Annotated in this window: 17 protein-coding genes; 6 read left to right on the forward strand and 11 right to left on the reverse strand. The window is 71.5% G+C overall.

Annotated features, from left to right (window positions below; translation table 11 throughout):
* Nucleotides 1-68: 68 nt before the first annotated feature.
* Nucleotides 69-533 carry a PTS IIA-like nitrogen regulatory protein PtsN gene (ptsN, locus tag V5F75_RS01255; RefSeq protein ID WP_394034372.1) on the forward strand — a complete coding sequence of 155 codons (465 nt, stop codon included), beginning with the start codon at nucleotides 69-71 and terminating at the stop codon, nucleotides 531-533.
* Nucleotides 534-1,040: 507 nt separating this feature from the next.
* Here the strand turns inward: ptsN and V5F75_RS01260 are convergent.
* From V5F75_RS01260 to V5F75_RS01285, 6 genes are all read right to left on the reverse strand, one after another.
* Complete coding sequence (locus V5F75_RS01260) at nucleotides 1,041-1,295, reverse strand: BQ00720 family protein (RefSeq protein ID WP_394034416.1); 255 nt, start codon at nucleotides 1,293-1,295, stop codon at nucleotides 1,041-1,043.
* Between the two features lie 43 nt (nucleotides 1,296-1,338).
* Complete coding sequence (locus V5F75_RS01265) at nucleotides 1,339-1,767, reverse strand: Hsp20 family protein (RefSeq protein WP_394034373.1); 429 nt, start codon at nucleotides 1,765-1,767, stop codon at nucleotides 1,339-1,341.
* A 194-nt stretch (nucleotides 1,768-1,961) separates the two neighbouring features.
* A complete protein-coding gene (locus V5F75_RS01270) occupies nucleotides 1,962-3,632 on the reverse strand; it encodes an FMN-binding glutamate synthase family protein (RefSeq protein ID WP_394034374.1) in 1,671 nt (556 codons plus the stop codon).
* Nucleotides 3,633-3,747: 115 nt separating this feature from the next.
* Nucleotides 3,748-4,668, reverse strand: a complete 921-nt coding sequence (locus V5F75_RS01275; RefSeq protein ID WP_394034375.1) for a sugar phosphate isomerase/epimerase family protein — start codon at nucleotides 4,666-4,668, stop codon at nucleotides 3,748-3,750.
* A 708-nt stretch (nucleotides 4,669-5,376) separates the two neighbouring features.
* A complete protein-coding gene (locus tag V5F75_RS01280; RefSeq protein WP_509212169.1) occupies nucleotides 5,377-6,078 on the reverse strand; it encodes a glutamine amidotransferase in 702 nt (233 codons plus the stop codon).
* Between the two features lie 202 nt (nucleotides 6,079-6,280).
* Nucleotides 6,281-6,760, reverse strand: a complete 480-nt coding sequence (locus V5F75_RS01285) for a tellurite resistance TerB family protein (RefSeq protein WP_394034376.1) — start codon at nucleotides 6,758-6,760, stop codon at nucleotides 6,281-6,283.
* A gap of 281 nt (nucleotides 6,761-7,041) precedes the next feature.
* On the opposite strand from V5F75_RS01285, the gene V5F75_RS01290 reads away from it, so the two are divergent.
* Nucleotides 7,042-7,449 carry a response regulator gene (locus tag V5F75_RS01290; protein ID WP_394034377.1) on the forward strand — a complete coding sequence of 136 codons (408 nt, stop codon included), beginning with the start codon at nucleotides 7,042-7,044 and terminating at the stop codon, nucleotides 7,447-7,449.
* 37 nt (nucleotides 7,450-7,486) lie between these two features.
* Here V5F75_RS01290 and V5F75_RS01295 read toward each other — a convergent pair whose 3' ends face one another.
* Nucleotides 7,487-7,807 (reverse strand): glycine zipper domain-containing protein, encoded by a 321-nt coding sequence (locus V5F75_RS01295; protein WP_394034378.1) that lies wholly within the window; start codon nucleotides 7,805-7,807, stop codon nucleotides 7,487-7,489.
* Nucleotides 7,808-7,887: 80 nt separating this feature from the next.
* Nucleotides 7,888-8,676 (reverse strand): response regulator, encoded by a 789-nt coding sequence (locus V5F75_RS01300; protein ID WP_394034379.1) that lies wholly within the window; start codon nucleotides 8,674-8,676, stop codon nucleotides 7,888-7,890.
* 222 nt (nucleotides 8,677-8,898) lie between these two features.
* Between V5F75_RS01300 and V5F75_RS01305 the strand changes: the two genes are divergently transcribed.
* From V5F75_RS01305 to V5F75_RS01315, 3 genes are all read left to right on the forward strand, one after another.
* Nucleotides 8,899-10,626: a sensor histidine kinase gene (locus V5F75_RS01305; protein WP_394034380.1), complete on the forward strand. Its 1,728-nt coding sequence runs from the start codon at nucleotides 8,899-8,901 to the stop codon at nucleotides 10,624-10,626.
* A 129-nt stretch (nucleotides 10,627-10,755) separates the two neighbouring features.
* Complete coding sequence (locus tag V5F75_RS01310) at nucleotides 10,756-11,037, forward strand: con-10 family general stress protein (RefSeq protein ID WP_394034381.1); 282 nt, start codon at nucleotides 10,756-10,758, stop codon at nucleotides 11,035-11,037.
* A 259-nt stretch (nucleotides 11,038-11,296) separates the two neighbouring features.
* Complete coding sequence (locus V5F75_RS01315; RefSeq protein ID WP_394034382.1) at nucleotides 11,297-11,890, forward strand: sigma-70 family RNA polymerase sigma factor; 594 nt, start codon at nucleotides 11,297-11,299, stop codon at nucleotides 11,888-11,890.
* 67 nt (nucleotides 11,891-11,957) lie between these two features.
* Here the strand turns inward: V5F75_RS01315 and V5F75_RS01320 are convergent, their stop codons facing one another.
* Both V5F75_RS01320 and gloB read right to left on the reverse strand, forming a co-directional pair.
* The gene (locus tag V5F75_RS01320) at nucleotides 11,958-12,404 is read right to left on the reverse strand and encodes a cupin domain-containing protein (RefSeq protein ID WP_394034383.1); all 447 of its coding nucleotides are present in this window, start codon (nucleotides 12,402-12,404) and stop codon (nucleotides 11,958-11,960) included.
* A gap of 3 nt (nucleotides 12,405-12,407) precedes the next feature.
* On the reverse strand, nucleotides 12,408-13,181 hold the full coding sequence (gene gloB, locus V5F75_RS01325; protein ID WP_394034384.1) for a hydroxyacylglutathione hydrolase: 774 nt from the start codon (nucleotides 13,179-13,181) through the stop codon (nucleotides 12,408-12,410).
* A gap of 215 nt (nucleotides 13,182-13,396) precedes the next feature.
* Here gloB and V5F75_RS01330 point away from each other — a divergent pair, with 215 nt between their 5' ends.
* Nucleotides 13,397-14,206: a class I SAM-dependent methyltransferase gene (locus V5F75_RS01330; protein ID WP_394034418.1), complete on the forward strand. Its 810-nt coding sequence runs from the start codon at nucleotides 13,397-13,399 to the stop codon at nucleotides 14,204-14,206.
* On the opposite strand, the gene metW is transcribed toward V5F75_RS01330, so the two are convergent.
* Entirely contained in the window at nucleotides 14,127-14,789 is a 663-nt protein-coding gene (gene metW / locus V5F75_RS01335) for a methionine biosynthesis protein MetW (protein WP_394034385.1), read from the reverse strand. The genes V5F75_RS01330 and metW overlap by 80 nt on opposite strands.

The following is a 14,789-nucleotide window of genomic DNA, read 5'->3' on the forward strand; positions in this document are numbered from 1 at the left end:
CGCCCCGGCATGAGCTAGGCGTCCGCGCCTTCTCAATCGCCGGGCCGTACGCCGCAGGGAACCGACCTATGCCCCTTGCCGACCTCCTCGTTCCGAACGCGGTCTTCCCGATGTTGCGGGCGAGCAGCAAGAAGCAGGTTCTCCAGGAACTGTCCCAGCAGGCCGCCCTGCTGGTGAACAAGGACCAGCGGGAAATCTTCGAGACGCTCCTGCAGCGGGAGCGTCTCGGCTCTACCGGCGTGGGCAACGGCATCGCCATTCCCCACGGCAAGCTGCCCAACCTCGACAAGCTGGTGGGCCTGTTCGCGCGGCTGGAGAAGCCCATCGACTTCGAATCGCTGGACGGCGAGCCGGTGGACCTCGTGTTCCTGCTGCTGGCCCCGGAAGCGGCGGGCGCCGATCATCTGAAGGCGCTGGCGCGCGTGGCCCGCATGCTGCGCGACCCGGATGTGGTGGAAAAGCTCCGCGCCACCCGCGACGCCACCCTCATGTACAACCTCCTCACCGCCACCACGGCCTCCAACGCCGCCTGACGGCGGCAGGCGGGGCCGCCAAGGCGCCAAGTGGCGGGCGGCGAGGAGCCGCCTGCGGCGATCAAGGGCAAGAGGGCCTTCGCCCGCGCGATGCCGGAGACGGCCGGGTTGGACCGCGCCGCCACACTCGCGGACTGCGAGTCTCCATGTTCGCCAGAAAGGGTGAAAGGTATCGCAGGCCGTGCCGGTCCGCCGCGTTCGGCCTCGCGGTGGAAGGCTCGAGGCTGTTCATTCATCACGCGCGCGGCAAGCGGCCCACAATGGCGCCAATGCGCTGAACGGCGCTGCCGCATTTTCCGGAGACGAATCGTCCTGAACGCGGTGGCATCGTCGGAAACGGCTCGATGCATCGCCGCTGCCAGCCGCGAAAAATCCCAAGCACAGCGCCCCCGCGGCCGCACCTACCAGCCTCTCAGGCCATCGTGGCGCCACGGATAGACAGGCCCAGGGTAAATAGGCCCACGGGGGCTCACGCCCCCGCCGGGCGGCGCGCCTCGCTACGGCGCATCAGTGCACGCTCACCGTCACCAGTTCGTGCTCCATGGCGTTGGCCAGCGCGGCCTCGCGGCTGTCGGTCAGCATGATGGGCGTGCCATCGGCCGCATGAAGGGTGAACAGCGTCATGCCCGGCGCGATCTGCGGCGCCTGCGGGAACAGGGCCTTCACGTCCTCCGAGCGGATGGTGCGGACATAGGCGATCTCGCCGCCACCCAGCCCCGCCAGCGCCTCGGGCGTCATCTCGTGTGTCGAATTCTCTGTCATCATCATTTCTACTCCTCACTCCGGCGCGCCACCGCCCACGCCCTCAGGGCCGCGAGACGATATCGATCCGCTTGACCTGCCGCTCCGGCTCGGGGCGGACCAGATCCACGGAAAGCAGGCCGTTGCGCAGCTCTGCGCCGAGCACGTTCATGCCTTCCGCGAGGACGAAGGTGCGCTGGAACTGCCGCGCCGCGATGCCCCGATGCAGGAAGACGCGGTTCTGCCCGTCGTCCACCTGCCGTCCGCGGATGGTCAGCTCCCGCTCTTCGAGGGTGATCTCAAGCTCATCGGAAGAAAAACCCGCCACCGCCAGCGTAATGCGCAGGCAGAGCGGCTCCCCCGCCGCCGCCTCGATCCTCTCCACATTGTAGGGAGGATACCCGTCGGCGCCCTTGGTCACCCGGTCGAGCACCCGCTCGACCTCGTCGAACCCCAGGAGAAAAGGGCTCGACAACGAAGATACTCGCGACATGCCTCAAGTCCTCATCAAGCGACTTGGTCAAGCGATCCGGCTTGCCGGGCGCGCGCCTATCCGGCCGCGCCCGCCGGGACCCTCTGCGGCATCCCGGCCTCAGCGGATATGGGAAGGGCCCGGCGCCGCCGCAAGATGTCGTGGCGGCGCCGGGCCCTGTCTCCCGTGGTGCCGCTCCGAAGCGCGGCGACGGCTCAGGCGACGCGCCGGGGGCCCACCACCTGGCGGGGCGCGAAGCTGTCCGCATCGGCGGCCGCCCAGTCGGCCGCGTAATGGGTGTCGTCGGGCGCATCGAGCAGGATGCCGGCGGGCAGGAAGGGATAGATGCGGTCCAGCGCCTTCACCTCGATAGGGCTCACCCGGTGCCATATGTGGTGGGGCAGCAGCTCGCTCGGATGGTGCAGGCCCGCCGCCGCCACCAGCTCCGCCAGCGCGGCCACCGTGTGGCGGTGGAAGCTCTCCACCCGATCCGCCTTCTCCGTCACCACCAGCCCGCGCTGGAGATGGGGATCGGAGGTGGTGACGCCGGTGGGGCACTGGCCGGTGTGGCAGCGCATGCTCATCACGCAGCCGAGCGAGAACATGAAGGCGCGGGCGGCGTTGCACCAGTCGGCGCCGATGGCCATGTTGGCCGCCATGGAGAAGCCGGAGGTGACCTTGCCGGCGGCGGCGAGCCGCACCTCGGGCCGCAGCCCCGTGCCCACCAGCGCATTGCGCACGATCATCAGCCCCTCGCGCAGCGGCATGCCCACGTGGTCGGCCAGCTCGTGGGGCGCGGCGCCGGTGCCGCCCTCCGATCCGTCCACGACGATGAAGTCGGGCCGGATGCCGGTCTTCAGCATGGCCTTGGCCATGGCGAACACCTCGGTAGGATGGCCGACGCATAGCTTGAGCCCCACCGGCTTGCCGCCGGAAAGCTCGCGCAGGCGGCCCACGAACTCCATCATCTCCACCGGCGTGGAGAAGGCCGAGTGGCGGGCGGGCGAGATGCAGTCCACCCCCACCGGAATGCCGCGCGCCTCGGCGATCTCCGGCGTCACCTTGGCGCCGGGCAGCATGCCGCCGTGGCCGGGCTTGGCGCCCTGGGAGAGCTTGACCTCGATCATCTTCACCTGGTCGTCCGCCGCCCGCTCGCGGAACCGCTCCGGCGAGAAGGTTCCATCCGGGTTGCGGCAGCCGAAATAGCCGGAGGCGATCTCCCACACGATGTCGCCGCCATGGATGCGATGGTACTTGGAGAGGCTGCCCTCACCCGTATCGTGGTAAAAGCCGCCCCGCCGGGCGCCGAGGTTCAGCGCCTCGATGGCGTTGCCGCCCAGCGAGCCGAAGCTCATGGCCGAGACATTGAGCACCGAGGCCGAATAGGGCCGCGCGCAGGCCGGCCCGCCCACCGTCACCCGGAACGGCGCCTTGCTCACCGGGGTGGGCGCCAGGGAATGGGTCATCCATTCGTATTCGGCGGCGTAGGTGTCGAGCTCGGTGCCGAAGGGCTGGCGGTCCTCCTCGTTCTTGGAACGGGCGTAGACCAGCGAGCGGTCGTCGCGGTTGTAGGGCTTCTCGGAGAGGTCGTCCTCCATCAGGTACTGGCGCAGGTAGGGCCGGATGGCCTCGAACAGCCAGCGCATGGAGCCGATGACGGGATAGTTGCGCAGCAGCGAATGGTCCGGCTGGGTGATGTCGAACACGCCGAGCAGCACCAGCGGGAACAGCACGCAGAAGCCGATCAGCCACGCCTGGTGCGAGGTGAAGGAGAGGATCACGCAGATCACCGCGCCGAGGCTGACGGCGATGAAGACGCTGTAGCGCGCGAGCAGCGTCTTCGTGCTCGGCGAGAGAAGGGTGGCGGGGGTGTCTTTGCCCGTCATGTTCGGCGGCCTCCCGTTTGGACACGCGCCAAGCTAGAGCATATTCGCGCGCCGGGAGCACCGCCCGCGCGAAGAAAGTCCGCGCGGACGGGCGGCGAGGGCGGGACGCGCGCCCTCAGGCGGCGAGCGCGGCCTGCCGGAAGCGGGCCGCGAGCGCGCGCAGCACCGGGATCTGGCCCGGCAGCTCGCTCCAGTAGCGGCGGTTGAGCTCCAAGTTCACCACCGTTCCGGCATCGAAGCGGCAGCGCTGCGCCACCTTTTCCCAGTCGATGGCGCCCCAGCCCAGCGGCAGGTGCAGGTCCCCCTCCCCCAGCGCCGCCCGCTCGCCCTCGTCGATGGCCCAGCTGGTGGCGGGGCGGCCGAAGCTGTCATGGACATGCAGGTGGCGGGCATAGGGGGCGAGGGCCGCGATCTCCGAGAGATAGTCGGCGCCCGCATCGGTGGTACGCAGGAAAGCGTGGCTGAAATCCAGCGTCGCCCGCACGTGGGGGTGGTCGACGGCCGCGATCTCGGCGGCGAGGCGCGAGGGCAGAGCGGTCTCGCGCATGGGCTCGAAGCGGAAGATGTTCTCGACGCACAGGGTGAGGCCGTGGCGGGCGGCGCGGTCCCCGGCGCGGGCGAGGGCGGCGCGCTGACGCACATAGGCCGCGTCCACGTCGCTCTCCTCACGCACGCAGCCGGTGTGCGCCACCAGCGTGCGCGCGCCGAGGGCGCCGGCGACATCGATGGCCGCCTCCAGGCACGCGAGGTGGCGCGGCTGCCGGCTCGGATGATCCATCAGGTTCACGGCGAGCGGGCCGTGCACGGTGTAGCCGAAGGGCCGGTTCGCGGTGGCGGCGACGAGGCGCTCCAGGCGCTCGGTCAGCACCCGGCCGTCGATGATGAGGGTCCAGGCGAAGATGGGCAGCTCGACGAAATCGACGCCGAGCCGCTCGGCTTCGTCCAGCTTGGGGCCGAGATCCTCGAAATCCGGCGAGGTGGCGCGGATGGAATAGCCGATGCCCTCGATGGCGGGTCGCGGCGCCTGTGCGTCCATGCTTCGTGTCCTTCACGCGCGCGCCGTGCGGGCGGCTGCGCCCAGGCTCGCGGTCGCGCGCACCGAACAGGAGGAAGACGGCAGCATGATGGGCGCCGGGAGAGCCGCGATCGAACGGCGCCCGCCGGTGCCGGAGCGGATTATTCCCCAGAATGGAATAAGGGCGTTCGCCGGGGGTCGACGAACGCCCTTTGTCCGGATCGATGACGCTGACACCTGACGATCGATCCTACCCCTTACTAGCAAGACCGAGGCCAATAGGAAACCACCCACATCAATGACGCATCGACACTCATGACACAAGATATGGATATTGCGAGCCTCTCGCGAATGCAGATTGCATTCTGAAATCGCAAATTGCGATATCCGCCGCAATGTCTTGCACTTTGCAATGACCCCTCCGCCCTGGGAGCGGCCCGCCCGGACAGGCATGGCGCAGCGGGTCGGCGCGCCCGGCGGGCAGCGTCGACCTTAGGGGAACGACAGGCTGAAGGGCGACCTCATGCCGAGCCCGCGCGCCGGGCTCAAGGGCGCATGACGAGAACATTTACGGCGAAAGCCGATCCGCCGGAAATGCTCTGACTTATTGGTTTGAAGCAATCACGGACGCAAAACCGCTGCGCGTTTTTGCTGGAATTGCTCCAAGCCCCGCGCGGCGCCCGGGCGAAGCCGAGGAGGCGCACCCCGCGCTGGCTCAGACTGATGGCATCAGCCCACGCGCACGCGCGGGCCGCCCTCGGTCGCGAGCCACATGTCGAGGAAGCCGTCGAGCCAGCGGCAGACGGCGGCATCGTAGCGGCCCCACCCCTGCAGGTGGGCCTCCCCCGGCTGCGCCCCGCGCTTGGTGAGGTTGTGCGCGCCGCGGACGGTCCACAGGCACATCATCTCGCGCGTCACCTCGGGGTGGAACTGCAGGCCGTAGGCCGATCCGCCATAGCGGAACGCCTGGTTGGGGAACACCTCCCCGGTGGCGAGCAGGTCGGCGCCGCGCGGCAGGTCGAAGCCCTCGGAATGCCAGTGGTAGACGTGGCTCGGCCAGTTCAGAATCGCCGCCCCCGCGTCGGTGGCCTCGAGCGGGTAGTAGCCGATCTCGCACGCCCCCTCGCGGTGGGGCGAAACCGAGGCCCCGAGCGCCTTCGCCATCATCTGCGCGCCAAGGCAGATGCCCAGCAGCGGCGCCTCGGCCGCGAGCGCCTTCTCGATGAAGTCGATCTCGGCGCGGATGAAGGGCAGGTCGTCATTGGCGCTCATGGGCCCGCCGAACACCACCGCGCCCGCATAGGAGGCAAGGGTCTGCGGCAGCGGATCGCCCAGGGCCGGGCGGCGCACGTCGAGCCGGTAGCCGCGCCGCTGCAGACGCTCTCCGATGCGGCCGGGCGTGGAATGGGCCTGGTGCACGACGATGAGAATGTCGGTGGCGTCCGCGCTGTCCCGCTCCGGTGCGGCGGACGCGGCGCATGGGGTATTTCCAGGCGCCAGGGGCGGCGCCTCTTCCCGAAGCGCCGGGCCTGGAAGCCCGGCTTCCGGGCGGGCGTCGCGCGCGGAGCCGCTGCCGCTTCCCGCGGCATCGTCGTGCCGGGCCCGCGCCACCTCGATCCCGCCGGCCGGCGCGCTAGTCCTGTCGTTCACCGCCAGTTTCCGCCTCCTCACGGATCTCGCGACGGATCTCCACCCGGTCGCGCGTATCCACATTGAGCAGTTCCGCCGCGCGCCACACGACGTTGTCCTCGAACTCCGTCAAGGTGCCGTCCGCGAAGGCCACCTGGAACATCATCTCCACGATGCGCCGCCGGCCTTCCTCGTCCAGCGCCCGGTTGAGCACGCTGGTGAAAGCATAAAGATCAACGGCTTCGGCATCCTTGGCAATGGCCAATTCCACCAGGGCACCGCTTTCCGCCTCGGAAAGGGAGAAGCGCTGCTCCAGCACGCGCTTCAGCACCGCCCGCTCGGAATCGGCCACCACCCCGTCCACGGTGATGACGTGCACCAGCAGTGCGGCGGCGGCGAGGCGGTAGTCGTCGACACCGAACTGGGCCACCTCGCGGCGACCGCCGGTGATATCCGTGATGAAGTCGGAGAGGCTGCGGAACATGCGTCGGGCATCCTGCGGCTCGAAAGGGACACGCGGGGCCGGGCGGCACCGCCCCGGAGGGAACATGGTCACGGCGCGGCGGAACGCAACGGCCGCGGCGGGCCGGGGACCGGCTTCCGCCTGTTGCCATGATGCCCCGGCCCGCGCAAGCTCGGCAACCGTGCCGCCGCGACCGCCGGCGCCGTGGCCTGCGGCGGCTTCCGCGATGTGCCATGATGGCCCGGGAATCGACCCGGACCGCGCCGCGCCACAGGCCCGGCGGCGGAGCAGGAGGGAGCATATTGCGCGATCAGCCGGCCGGCCGCGGCACCATCCTGCTGGTGGAGGACGAGCCGTTCGTGGCGCTCGTCGCCCAGCAGGTCCTGGAGGACCACGGCTTCGCGGTGACGGTCGCCACCCACGGGCGCGCCGCGCTGGCGCAGATCGCCGGGGACGGGGCGCCGGCGGAGGCCCTGGTGCTCGCCCTCGTGGACATGGGCCTGCCGGACATGGGCGGCGACGAGGTGGTGCGCGCCCTGCGCCGGTTCCGGCCGGACCTGCCCGTGGTGATCGCCACCGGCTACGCCGCCGAGGAGGTGGAGGCGCGGCTCGCCGGCACCGAGCGCGTGACGGTCATCCGCAAGCCCTATGACGTCGCCACCCTGCGCGCCGCCCTGCGCCAGTTCGGCATCGAGGTGCCGGAAGACTGAGGCCGGGCCACGGAGCCCGGCGGCGTCCCGGCCGGCGTCAGCGCCGCAGCAGCACCTGGCCCAGGATGAGCCCGACGCCGGCCGCGATGGCGCAAGCGGTCAGCGGCTGCTCGCGGATGGTGGAGCGCAGGGCGCCGCAGCGGCCTTCCGCCCACAGGCCGGCGCTCTCGGCCCCCGCCTCGGCGGCGCTGACGGCCTCGTCCGCCGCCTGCCTGGCACTCTGCCCGGCCACATCGAGCAAACGGGAAATCTCGGCCTTGAGGCGCTCCAGATCCTGGCGCACGTCATCGAGCGTGGGCTCGACGGCGGTTTCGACGTGGGCGGCCTCGGCCTTCGGGGCTGCGGACTTCTCGACCATGGAAAAGGCTCCTGTGGCGTGCGACGCGGAAGGAGGATGCGCCGGAACGCCCCGCCCCCGCAAGGTCGCCGCGTGTCGCGTCAGGCGGTGCGGGCCAGCGGGCCCGGCGCGCCGCGCGCGCCGTGGAAGAAAAGGGCCTGGGCGATGGTGGCCTTCACCGTCTCGGAGAGGAACGGCTTGGTGATGAGATAGGTCGGCTCCGGCCGCTCGCCCGTGAGCAGGCGGTCCGGAAAGGCGGTGATGAAGATCACCGGCACGTCGCAGCCGCCCAGGATGTCGCTCACCGCATCGACCCCCGAGGAGCCGTCGGCAAGCTGGATGTCCGCGAGCACGAGGCCGAAGTCCCCCGCCTCGGCCAGCTCCACCGCCTTGGAGCGGGTGGGCGCGACGCCGACCACCTCGTGCCCCAGGTCGCTCACGAGGCTGCGCAGGTCGAGGGCGATCACCCATTCGTCCTCGATGATGAGCACGCGGGTGGCGGTCTGCCGGTCGATGTCGCGCTGGGCGGCGATCACCTGCGCCTCCACCTCCTCGATGGGCACGCCGAGGATGCTCGCCGCCTCGGTGTAGGAGAAGCCCTCCATGGCGGTGAGCAGGAAGGCGACGCGGGAGGAGACGTCCATGGCCTGCAGGCGCTGGTCGGCGCGCAAATCCGGAAGGCCGGGCGCCGCCTTGCGGTTCCACACCCGGTGGAAGGCGCGATGCAGTGCCACGCGGGGCGAGACCCCGCTGTCGAGCGGCACCTTGCCGTCGATGAGCGCGGACAGCGTGTCCTGCACCGCGGCGTCCCCGGCCGCCTGCGAGCCCAGGAGCGCCCGCGCATAGCGCCTGAGTGACGGGATCTGCTTCACGATCGAGGAAGGCGACATGCGCGGCTCCGTGATGGATGGCCCGCGCCCGCGGCGCAGCTCTCCAACGCAGTGTTGCGCCGGGAAACCGGCAACAAAAGGGACGGACGTCCAACGCGCCCCTCGCCGGAAAGTTCCCGTCCGCCCGGAACCGGCAGGCAACGCATTGCATTGTAAAGCGGATGGGGGTTCGCTTCAGCTGCGTCGTCGCGCGGACGACGGCCGGTCACATCGGAGCTTCAGATGGAGTGGGTGAAGGCGCAGGCCGAGCGCGCGCACCACAAGGAGCGCAACGCCATCTTCGCGGCCGCCGCCGGCGAGCCGCGCGGCCTGCTGGACAGCGTGCGGCGCCGGCTGATCGTGATGGTGCTGTTCGCCCTCGCGCCCATCGCCGGGCTCAATTTCGTGCAGGGCGCCCTGCAGCTGCGGGCCGCCCAGCAGGAGGCCCGGGGGCGCCTGCTGCAGCACGTGCAGGCCGACGCCTCGACCATCGAGAAGGTGTTCGCCTCGGCGGAAAACGTGCTGCGGGCGCTGCAGAACGTCGCCGACGTGCGGGAGGCGGCGCCCGCGTGCCCGGCGATCCTGCACGGCGCGGTGCTGAGCCTGCCCTTCGCCAGCAACATCGGGGTAATGAACCGCGAGGGACGCGTGCTGTGCTCCGCCCTGCCGCTGGAGGCGCGCAACGTCTCGGGCGAGGCCTGGTGGCGGCAGGCAACGCGGGATTCGCGCTTCCTGCTGTCGGGCCCGGTGTTCAGCCGCGCGGCCGCCACCGAGGTGCTGGTGGGCGTGCTGCCGCTGCGCGAGCGCGACGGCACCTTCGTCGGCGCCGTCACCCTCTCCATGGACGTCTCCTGGCTCGAGGGGCTGCTGCGGCGCGAGACCCCCGCCGGCCAGGGCGTGGTGGCCCTGTTCTCGGCCCAGGGCGTGGAGCTGCTCTCCAACGCGCGCGTCGTCTCCAGCGCATTGTTCGCGGAACATCCCGTCAGCGGGCCCACCCGCGAGCTGCGCGAGGTGCGCGACCCCGACGGGCGAAGCTTCACCTTCGCCACCGCGCCGCTGGGCCGCGAGGGGCTGGTGGCCGCCTATGCCATGCCCACCGAGCGCCTGTTCCCCTGGACCGTGCTGACGGTCGCGGCGAGCTTCGCCCTGCCCTCGCTGATCGTGGTGGTGAGCCTGGTGGGGCTGTGGCTGGCGGTGGACCGCACCGTGCTGCAGTGGCTGCTCTACCTGCGCCGGGTCACGGCGGTGTACGCGCGCGGCCATTACACTTTCCGGCCCACCCGCTTCGACGCCGCCCCGAGCGAGTTCCGCGCCCTCGGCCACGCGGTGGAGGAGATGGCCCTGGCGGTGCGCGAGCGCGACGCGCGGCTGCGGCTCGCCCTCGCCGAGAAGACCGGCCTGGTGCGCGAGATCCACCACCGGGTCAAGAACAGCCTCCAGATCGTGGTGAGCCTCATCAGCCTCTACGGCTCGGGGCTGCGCGGCGAGGACCGGCGGCGGTTCGACCAGCTGCGCACCCGCGTCAACACCCTCGCCCTGGTGCACCGCCTCCTTCACGAGGCCGCCGATGGCTCCAAGGTGCGCCTGCGCGAGCTGCTGCGCGAGCTCGGCGGGCTTCTGGAGGGCGCCTGCGAGCGCCCGGCCCGGATCACCGTCGAGGCCCAGGATGCGCCCCTGCCCACCGACATGGCGGTGCCGCTGGCGCTGATGGTGGCGGAGATCGTGCTTGGCCTCACCGCCGCCGGAGAGGAGCCCGCCGAAAAGCCCGCCGCCCTCACCCTGCGCGCGCGCGTCTCGGGCGGGCGCCTGTCCATCCAGGTCGCGGCGATGCTGCCGGAAGCGGCTCCCCGCGCAGCGGGCGACCTCGCCCACGGCTTCGCCGCCCAGCTCGGCGGCAACCTCGCCCATGGCGCCGGCGCGGGCCGCACCCTGGTTTCGGGCGACTTCCCCTGCCCCGTCGCCACGCCCTGAGCGTTCCTGCGCGGAACACGGGAACCTGTGGCCTTCTGCAACGTTCATGGTTCGGGAGCCGGATGCCCGCTCCGTGGCCGCCGGCCGGCGGGGGTGCAGAACGTCAGCAAGGGACCAGGAGCAGCAGTCATGGAAAAGGTTCATACAAAGGCCCCTTCCCACCGCGGCTTCGCGGCCATGGACGCGGAAAAGCAGCGTGCCATCGCCCGCAAGGGCGGCGAGAGCGTGCCGGCGGAAAAGCGCAGCTTCTTCCAGAACCGGGCGCTGGCCGCCGCCGCCGGCCGCAAGGGCGGGCAGAGCGTCTCCGACGATCAGCGCAGCTTCTCGCGGGACCGCGCCCTCGCCTCCCAGGCCGGGCAGAAGGGCGGGCAGAAGCACGGCGGGCAGGGCTCCGGCGGTCGCGGCGCTTGAGCTTGCGGCCGGGAGGCGTAGGCGTGCATCACCGAAAGGTGATCTCCCGACGGAACCGGGGGCATCCCTTCCGCCGCGCGGCGTGCTGGCCTAAGATGCGTCAGATGCGCAGCGCAGACCGGGAAAACCGGCGCGAGGACGGGGAGCGGCGACGCTTCCCTCCCCTCCGTGACGAGGCACGGCGCAGGCGGATCGCGCCACGGCGCCGCAGCGAGCGGGCCGCAGGCGCACCCGGTGTTTTCGCACGCGAGGGTTCGCCATGGACGTGACGCCACGCCCGCACGCGACCGGCCCCGACAGCGACCCGCCCCTGCGCATGCAGGTGCTGGAGTTCCTGCCGGCGCTGCGCGCCTTCGCGCGCTCGCTCACCCGCAACCGCACCGAGGCCGACGACCTGGTGCAGGAGACCCTGCTGAAGGCGCTCGCCAACATCGACCGCTTCGACCCCGGCACGAACCTGCGGGCGTGGCTGTTCACCATCCTGCGCAACACCTACTACACCGACATGCGCAAGCGCCGGCGCGAGAACGAGGGCCTCGCCACCCTGGCGCAGCAGGACGGCAACGTGGGCCCGAGCCAGGAGTGGTCCATGACCCTCCAGTCGCTCCAGGAGGCGCTGGGCCACCTGCCCGACGACCAGCGCGAGGCGCTGGTGCTGGTGGGCGCCGCGGGCCTCTCCTACGAAGAGGCGGCGGAGGTGTGCGGCTGCGCCCTGGGCACCATCAAGAGCCGGGTGAACCGCGCCCGCGCCAAGCTGCTGGTGCTGATGGGCGCCGATGCCACGGCCGACGTGGTGGAAGGAGACGCGGTGGCGCTCTCCGCGGCCCATGGCGCGCGCTCCAGCGGCGGCTGAACCCGTTCCGTCGGCGGAAACGCCCCCCGAAAGCGATGGCCGCCGATGACCGGCGGCGCGCGCCTGCTCAGCCGGGAGACCAGCCGGGCGGCGCCAGCTCGAAGCCCGCGAACTCGAAGGCGGGGGCGACCGTGCAGCCCACGAGCGTCCAGGCGCCCCGGCTTTCCGCCGCCTGCCAGGCGAAGGCGGGCACCACCCCCTGGGGCCGCTCGCCCCGGCCGAGCCCCGGCCCCAGCACCAGCTCCTCGCGGGCCCCGCCATGGGCAAGCGAGAGGGTGAGCGGCGCGCCGGCGTGCCAATGCCAGATCTCCACCGCGTCCACCCGGTGCCAGTGGGAGCGCTCCCCGGCGGCGAGCAGGAAATAGATGGCCGTGGAGGCGCCGCGCCCGCCATCCGGCGCCACGTCGCGGAAGGTCTCGCGGAAGTGGCCGCCCTCCGGGTGGGGCTGAAGGCCGAGCAGGGCGATCACGTCTGCCGCCGCGAGGCGCGGATCGAGGGATTCGGAGAGGTCCACGGTTCAGCCCCTGAAATCGTTCTTGCGGGCGCGCAGCTCGGTGAAGACGGCGGCGGGCTCCGCCCCGGCGAGGCCGAGCCGCGCGGCGAGCGCCGCGTCGTCCGCCCGCAGGAAGGGATTGGCCGCGATCTCCTCGGCGAGGCGCGAGGGCACGGTGGGCCGCCCGGCCGCGCGCTCGGCCTCCGCCCGCGCCGCGAACGCCTTGAGGTCCGCATTGTCCGGGTCCACCGAAAGGGCGAAGCGGGCGTTGGAAAGCGTGTATTCGTGCCCGCAATAGACCGAGAGGGCCTCCGGCAGGGCGCGCAGCCGCAGCAGCGAGCGCCACAGCACCGCCGGCTCGCACTCGAAGGCGCGGCCGCAGCCCAGGGAGAACAGCGTGTCACCCGAGAACAGGAGCCGCTCGCCCTCGAACAGATAGGCCACGTGGCCCGCCGTGTGGCCGGGCACCTCCAGCACCCGCCCCACGAGGCCGCCCACGGCGACCGGGTCCCCATCCTCCACCACCGCGTCGATGCCGGGGATGAGGGCGGCCTCCTTGCGCGGGCCCACCACGGTGGCGCCGTAGCGGTCCTTGAGGGCGGGGATGCCCTGCACGTGGTCGGCGTGGTGGTGGGTCACCAGCACCTGGTTGATCGGCCATCCCGCGGCATCGGCCGCGGCGATGATGGCGGCGCCGTCGGGCGCGTCCACCACGGCGGTCGCCTCCGTGGCCGGATCGTGCAGCAGCACGGCGTAGTTGTCGGCGAGGCAGGGAACGAGACGGATCTCGGCCGGCACGAAAGGCTCCTCCGGGGCAATAGGCGCGCCATGATAGCAGAGGCTTTGCCGTCCCGCCTCCCCCGGCTTTCCCGCCGCGCTGGCAGATCCCAGGCGACCTGCGGGCACCGATGGTTTATTGATGCCGTCCGGGGCGCGGGCCGAGGGTGGCCGGCGCCCGTTCCGGATTCGGCAGGATGTGGGATCTCGGCAGCCAGGGGATCGCGGGCGGCGGCATGAATGTCGATGTCGTCGACCTGCGCAATTTTTACGCACAGCCGCTCGGCGTCATGACGCGGCGGCTGCTGGTGCGCGCCATCCGCGCCCGCTTCGATGACGTGACCGGCCTCTCGGTGATGGGGCTCGGCTATGCCATCCCCTATCTCGGCGTGTTCCGCGAGGAGGCGGAGCGCTGCATCGCCCTGATGCCGGCGGCCCAGGGGGTGGTGCGCTGGCCCTCCAGCGGCCCGGCGCTCGCCGCGCTCGCCGACGAGGCCATGCTGCCCCTGCCCACCGCGAGCATGGACCGCGTGGTGGCCGTGCACGCCTTGGAAATGACAGCCAACCCGGCCGAGATGCTGCGTGAGGTGTGGCGCGTGCTCGCGCCCGGCGGGCGGCTGCTGGCGGTGGTGCCCAACCGGCGCGGCGTGTGGGCGCGGCTCGATACCACCCCCTTCGGCAACGGCCGCCCATTCTCGCGCGGGCAGGTGGTGGGGCTGCTCCGGGAGGCGCTGTTCACCCCCGTGGGCTGGGGCGAGGCGCTCTACGCGCCGCCGAGCCACTGGTTCCTGCGCACCGCCGTGGCGTTCGAGCGCATCGGCGCGCGGCTGTCGCTGCCCTTCTCGGGGGTGTTGGTGGTGGAGGCGACGAAGCAGCTCCACCGCCCGGTCATGGTGCGCCGCCCGCGTCTCGCGCCGGTGCTGGAGCCGGCGATGGAACCGGCGCTCGGCCTGCGCTCCCAGGGACTCAGCGAGCCTGTTCCCCCCGCGAGAGCAGGAACACCGCCTGCTCGCCCATCAGGTTCCACACCCACCACGGCATGTTGAAGCGCACCCGGTGGCCGGCGGAATCGAGCGCCACCGCCTTCTCCATCCGCGCATCCAGCGCCCCGGCCAGGGTCACGAAGTCGCGGATGGTGCAGAAGTGGATGTTGGGCGTCTCGTACCAAGCGAAGGGCATGTTGTCCGTCACCGGCATGCGGCCGTTCACCAGCAGGTCGAGCCGCGAGCGCCAGTGGCCGAAATTGGGGAAGGAGACGATGGCGCGCCGGCCGATGCGCAGCATCTGCTCCAGCACCCAGCGCGGGCGGCGGGTGGCCTGGAGCGTCTGGGAGAGGATGACATAGTCGAAGGCGTCGTCTGGATAATGGGCGAGGTCCACGTCGGCGTCGCCCTGGATCACGGCGAGGCCGCGCGCCACCGCGCCGTTCACCCCCTCGCGGGACAGCTCGATGCCGCGGGCGTCGCACCCGCGCGTGGTGGCGAGCAGCTCCAGCAGGGCGCCGTCGCCCGCGCCCACGTCCAGCACGCGGGAGCCGGGCTTCACCATCTGCGCCACCACCAGCAGGTCGACGCGCCCACCCTCAAGGCGCACCGCGCCTTCGTCGAGCACCGGCTCGCGCTGCGCCAT

This window comes from Xanthobacter albus (genome assembly GCF_043194895.2).
Classification (GTDB): Bacteria; Pseudomonadota; Alphaproteobacteria; order Rhizobiales; family Xanthobacteraceae; genus Xanthobacter.

Excerpts from the sequence above, each read along its gene's own strand:
- V5F75_RS01275 (WP_394034375.1), bottom strand. The coding sequence starts at position 4,668 with ATGGACGCACAGGCGCCGCGACCCGCCATCGAGGGCATCGGCTATTCC.
- V5F75_RS01270 (WP_394034374.1), bottom strand. The coding sequence starts at position 3,632 with ATGACGGGCAAAGACACCCCCGCCACCCTTCTCTCGCCGAGCACGAAG.
- V5F75_RS01260 (WP_394034416.1), bottom strand. The coding sequence starts at position 1,295 with ATGACAGAGAATTCGACACACGAGATGACGCCCGAGGCGCTGGCGGGG.
- V5F75_RS01310 (WP_394034381.1), top strand. The coding sequence starts at position 10,756 with ATGGAAAAGGTTCATACAAAGGCCCCTTCCCACCGCGGCTTCGCGGCC.
- V5F75_RS01300 (WP_394034379.1), bottom strand. The coding sequence starts at position 8,676 with ATGTCGCCTTCCTCGATCGTGAAGCAGATCCCGTCACTCAGGCGCTAT.
- ptsN (WP_394034372.1), top strand. The coding sequence starts at position 69 with ATGCCCCTTGCCGACCTCCTCGTTCCGAACGCGGTCTTCCCGATGTTG.
- V5F75_RS01315 (WP_394034382.1), top strand. The coding sequence starts at position 11,297 with ATGGACGTGACGCCACGCCCGCACGCGACCGGCCCCGACAGCGACCCG.
- metW (WP_394034385.1), bottom strand. The coding sequence starts at position 14,789 with ATGGCGCAGCGCGAGCCGGTGCTCGACGAAGGCGCGGTGCGCCTTGAG.
- V5F75_RS01265 (WP_394034373.1), bottom strand. The coding sequence starts at position 1,767 with ATGTCGCGAGTATCTTCGTTGTCGAGCCCTTTTCTCCTGGGGTTCGAC.
- V5F75_RS01295 (WP_394034378.1), bottom strand. The coding sequence starts at position 7,807 with ATGGTCGAGAAGTCCGCAGCCCCGAAGGCCGAGGCCGCCCACGTCGAA.
- V5F75_RS01330 (WP_394034418.1), top strand. The coding sequence starts at position 13,397 with ATGAATGTCGATGTCGTCGACCTGCGCAATTTTTACGCACAGCCGCTC.
- V5F75_RS01285 (WP_394034376.1), bottom strand. The coding sequence starts at position 6,760 with ATGTTCCGCAGCCTCTCCGACTTCATCACGGATATCACCGGCGGTCGC.
- V5F75_RS01305 (WP_394034380.1), top strand. The coding sequence starts at position 8,899 with ATGGAGTGGGTGAAGGCGCAGGCCGAGCGCGCGCACCACAAGGAGCGC.